Source organism: Aminobacter sp. P4_H6_2, assembly GCF_056400805.1.
In genome coordinates this window covers 1-4,041 of sequence record NZ_JBFUKO010000506.1, presented here as the reverse complement: position 1 = coordinate 4,041, position 4,041 = coordinate 1, and the positions used below count along the sequence as shown (strand labels likewise).

Genomic DNA, 4,041 nt, shown 5'->3' with positions numbered 1-4,041 from the left:
AGAGCGCCAGCATGTCGTTGGCCGAGATCATCAGCAGCATGCCGAGCGTCGCCAGCAGGACCAGCACGGGAAACTCGAACTTGTCGAATTTCTCGGCCTTGTCGAAACCGACCGACATGATCAATGTCACCACCGCACCGAGCAGCGTCAGAACTTTCATGAAGCGGGCGAACGGATCGGAAATGAAGGCTGTGCCGTAGCCCTCCCCGTCATGGCCGAACACCAGCATCCAGGCGCCGGCTGCAATCAGCAGCGCGACGGCAAGGCCGGTCACGGTCGAGTTGGCGCGCTCGCCGGAGAACACACCCACCATCAAAAGCGCCAGCGCGCCGACGGCGATGATCAGCTCCGGCATGGAGAGCGAGAGGCTCGAAAGGAGTTCGGGCGTCATGGTTCGCAAAACCCCTGTCAGTTCGCCGCCGCGGTCTGCGCGGCGTCGATCGATACGGTTACGTTGTTGATCAGCGCCTTGACCGAGGCGGTCGTGACGTCGAACACCGGCGTCGGATAGACACCGTAGAAGATGACCAGGATGATCAGCGGATAGAGCACCACCTTCTCACGACCGGACAGATCAAACAGACCCTTCAGGCTTTCCTTGGTCAGCGAGCCGAACACCACGCGGCGGTAGAGCCACAGTGCGTAGGCAGCCGACAGGATCACGCCGGTGGCAGCAATGAACGCCACCCAGGTGTTGACCTGGAAGATGCCGAACAGCGTCAGGAACTCACCGATGAAACCGCTGGTGCCGGGAAGACCGACATTGGCCATGGTGAAGATCAGGAAGGCGACGGCGTATTTCGGCATGTTGTTGACCAGGCCGCCATAGGCCGAGATCTCACGGGTATGCATGCGGTCGTAAACGACACCGACGCAGAGAAACAGCGCGCCCGAAATCAGACCGTGGCTGAGCATCTGGAAGATAGCGCCCTGCACGCCCGTCTCGTTCATCGCGAAGATGCCCATGGTTACGTAGCCCATATGGGCAACCGACGAATAGGCGATCAGCTTCTTCATGTCCTCCTGCATCAGCGCCACCAGCGAGGTGTAGACGATGGCGATGACCGACAGCGCAAAGACCATCGGCGCGAAGAACTCGGACGCCAGCGGGAACATCGGCAGCGAGAAGCGCAGGAAGCCGTAACCACCCATCTTCAGCAGGATGCCCGCCAGGATGACCGAGCCTGCCGTCGGCGCTTCGACGTGTGCGTCTGGCAACCAGGTGTGTACCGGCCACATCGGCATCTTCACCGCAAACGATGCGAAGAATGCGAGCCACAGCCAAGTCTGCATGTTGGCCGGGAAATCGTGCGCCAGAAGCGTCGGGATGTCAGTCGTGCCGGCCTGCCAGAACATCGCCATGACAGCGAGCAGCATCAGCACCGAGCCGAGCAGCGTGAACAGGAAGAACTTGAAGCTGGCATAGACGCGGCGCTTGCCGCCCCAAACGCCGATGATGATGAACATCGGGATCAGCACGGCTTCGAAGAAGACGTAGAACAGCACGATGTCCAGGGCGACGAACACGCCGATCATCAGCGTTTCCAGAATCAGGAACGCGATCATGTATTCCTTGACGCGCTTTTCCACCGACTCCCAGCTTGCCAGGATGCAAAGCGGCATCAGGAAGGTCGTCAGGATGACGAACAGCATCGAAATGCCGTCCACGCCCAGATGGTAGGAGATGCCGGAGTCGAGCCAGGCGGCCTTCTCGACGAACTGGAAGCCAGCTTCCGTGTTGTCGAAATAGATCCAGATCAGCAGCGACACCGCGAAGGTGAACACCGTGGTGAGCAACGCGACATTGCGGATATTGCGGCGCGCAGCGTCACCATCGTCCCTGATCAGAAGGATCAGGAACGCGCCGACCAGCGGCAGGAAGGTGACTAGCGACAGAATGGGAACGCCAGACATCAGAAGGAGCTCCCGAGCATCATCCAGGTAACGAGGGCCGCCACGCCGATCAGCATGGCGAAAGCGTAGTGGTAGAGGTAACCGGTCTGCAGCTTGACGACACGGTTGGTCACGCCGACGACGCGGGCAGAGATACCGTCGGCGCCAAAGCCGTCGATCAGCTTGCCATCGCCCGTCTTCCACAGGAAGCGGCCGAGCCACTTGGCCGGGCGGACGAACAAGAAGTCATTCAGCTCATCGAAGTACCACTTGTTGAGCAGGAAGGCGTAGAGCCCGCGATGGCGCTCGGCCAATACCTTCGGCATCTCCGGCGAGCGGATGTAGAAAAGGTAGGCCATGGCGAAACCGCCGATCATTGCCGCGAACGGTGCGAGCTTCACCCACATCGGCACGCTGTGGAAATCGTGCAGGATGTGATTGGTGTCGAGCGTGAACAGCGCGCCCTTCCAGAACTCCGCATAGGCTTCGCCAATGAAGTAGTCGTGGAACATGACGCCCGCAAACAGCGCGCCGACGGCCAGGATGAACAGCGGCACCAGCATCACCGGCGGCGATTCATGCACATGGTGCATGACGTCGGCGGTCGCGCGAGGCTTGCCGTGGAAGGTCATGAAAATCAGACGCCACGAATAGAAGCTGGTGAAGCAGGCGGCGATGACGAGCATAGCGAAGGCAAAACCGGCGACCGCGTTATGTCCGACGAACGCGCCTTCGATGATGGCATCCTTGGAGAAGAAGCCGGCCGTACCGATAATCGTCGCCGGGATACCGACGCCGGTCAGCGCCAGCGTGCCGATGACCATCATCCAGTAGGTGGTCGGGATCAGCTTCCTGAGGCCGCCCATCTTGCGCATGTCCTGCTCATCGGAAACGGCATGGATGACCGAACCCGACCCCAGGAACAGCAGCGCCTTGAAGAAAGCGTGCGTGAACAGATGGAAGATCGCCGCCGAGTAGAAGCCCATGCCGAGTGCCACGAACATGTAGCCGAGCTGCGAGCAGGTCGAGTAGGCGATGACCCGCTTGATGTCGTTCTGGACCAGGCCGACGGTTGCCGCAAAGAAGGCGGTGAAGGCGCCGATGAAGGTCACGACCGTCAGGGCCGAGTGCGACAGCTCGAACACCGGCGACAGGCGAGCCAGCATGAACACGCCGGCAGTGACCATCGTTGCGGCATGGATCAGCGCCGAAACGGGCGTCGGGCCTTCCATGGCGTCCGGCAGCCAGGTGTGCAGCGGCACCTGGGCCGACTTGCCCATGGCGCCCATGAACAGCAGCAGGCACACGACCGTCAGCGCGCTGTGCTTGTCGAGCGCAAAGCCAAGGAAGGTCAGCACGGTTTCACCATGCTCGGCAGCGCCTTCAGCAGGCAGATAGGTCGCAGCACTTGCAAAGATCGTGCTCAATTCGACCGAACCGAACAATACGAACAGGCCGAAGATGCCAAGCAGGAAGCCGAAGTCGCCGACGCGGTTGACCACGAAGGCCTTGATGGCGGCGGCATTGGCCGATGGCTTCTTGTACCAGAAACCGATCAGCAAGTAGGACGCGAGGCCCACCCCTTCCCAGCCGAAGAACATCTGGACGAGGTTGTCCGACGTCACCAGCATCAGCATGGCGAAGGTGAACAGCGACAGATAGGCGAAGAAGCGCGGCCGATGCGGATCGTGATGCATGTAGCCGATCGAGTAGATGTGAACCAGCGCTGACACCGTATTGACCACGACCAGCATGACCACCGTCAGCGTGTCAATGCGCAGTGCCCAGTCGGCCTGCACAGGCCCAACATCGAGGAAGCGCAGCACCGGAACGGTGAAGGCTTGCACATCGCCAAAGCCCACCTTGATGAAGGCGACCCAGGACAGGACGGCTGACACCACCAGCAGACCGGAAGTGATGTATTCGGATGCCTTCGCTCCGATCGAACGACCAAACAGGCCGGCGATCAGGAAACCGAGAAGCGGAAGGAAGACGATTAGCTGATACATTTTTGTCCCGTCAGCCCTTCATCATGTTCACGTCTTCGACCGCGATGGAGCCGCGGTTGCGGAAGAATACGACCAGAATGGCAAGCCCGATTGCCGCTTCGGCGGCGGCGACCGTCAGCACGAATAGCGCAAACACCAC

Annotated in this window: 3 protein-coding genes and 1 pseudogene; all 4 read right to left on the bottom strand. The window is 60.5% G+C overall.

All coding sequences use genetic code 11. The features are described from left to right. Positions 1-391: pseudogene (locus tag AC1DUU_RS25370) on the bottom strand (NADH-quinone oxidoreductase subunit N); the annotation flags it as partial. Positions 392-408: 17 nt separating this feature from the next. Continuing rightward, a complete protein-coding gene (locus tag AC1DUU_RS25365; protein ID WP_476786136.1) occupies positions 409-1,914 on the bottom strand; it encodes an NADH-quinone oxidoreductase subunit M in 1,506 nt (501 codons plus the stop codon). Beyond that, positions 1,914-3,902: an NADH-quinone oxidoreductase subunit L gene (nuoL, locus tag AC1DUU_RS25360; RefSeq protein ID WP_476786135.1), complete on the bottom strand. Its 1,989-nt coding sequence runs from the start codon at positions 3,900-3,902 to the stop codon at positions 1,914-1,916. Before nuoL ends, AC1DUU_RS25365 begins: the two co-directional genes overlap by 1 nt. Positions 3,903-3,912: 10 nt before the next feature. Then, a partial coding sequence (locus AC1DUU_RS25355; protein ID WP_476786137.1) for an NADH-quinone oxidoreductase subunit K occupies positions 3,913-4,041 on the bottom strand: 129 nt, incomplete at its 5' end.

Excerpts from the sequence above, each read along its gene's own strand:
- AC1DUU_RS25365 (WP_476786136.1), bottom strand. The coding sequence starts at position 1,914 with ATGTCTGGCGTTCCCATTCTGTCGCTAGTCACCTTCCTGCCGCTGGTC.
- nuoL (WP_476786135.1), bottom strand. The coding sequence starts at position 3,902 with ATGTATCAGCTAATCGTCTTCCTTCCGCTTCTCGGTTTCCTGATCGCC.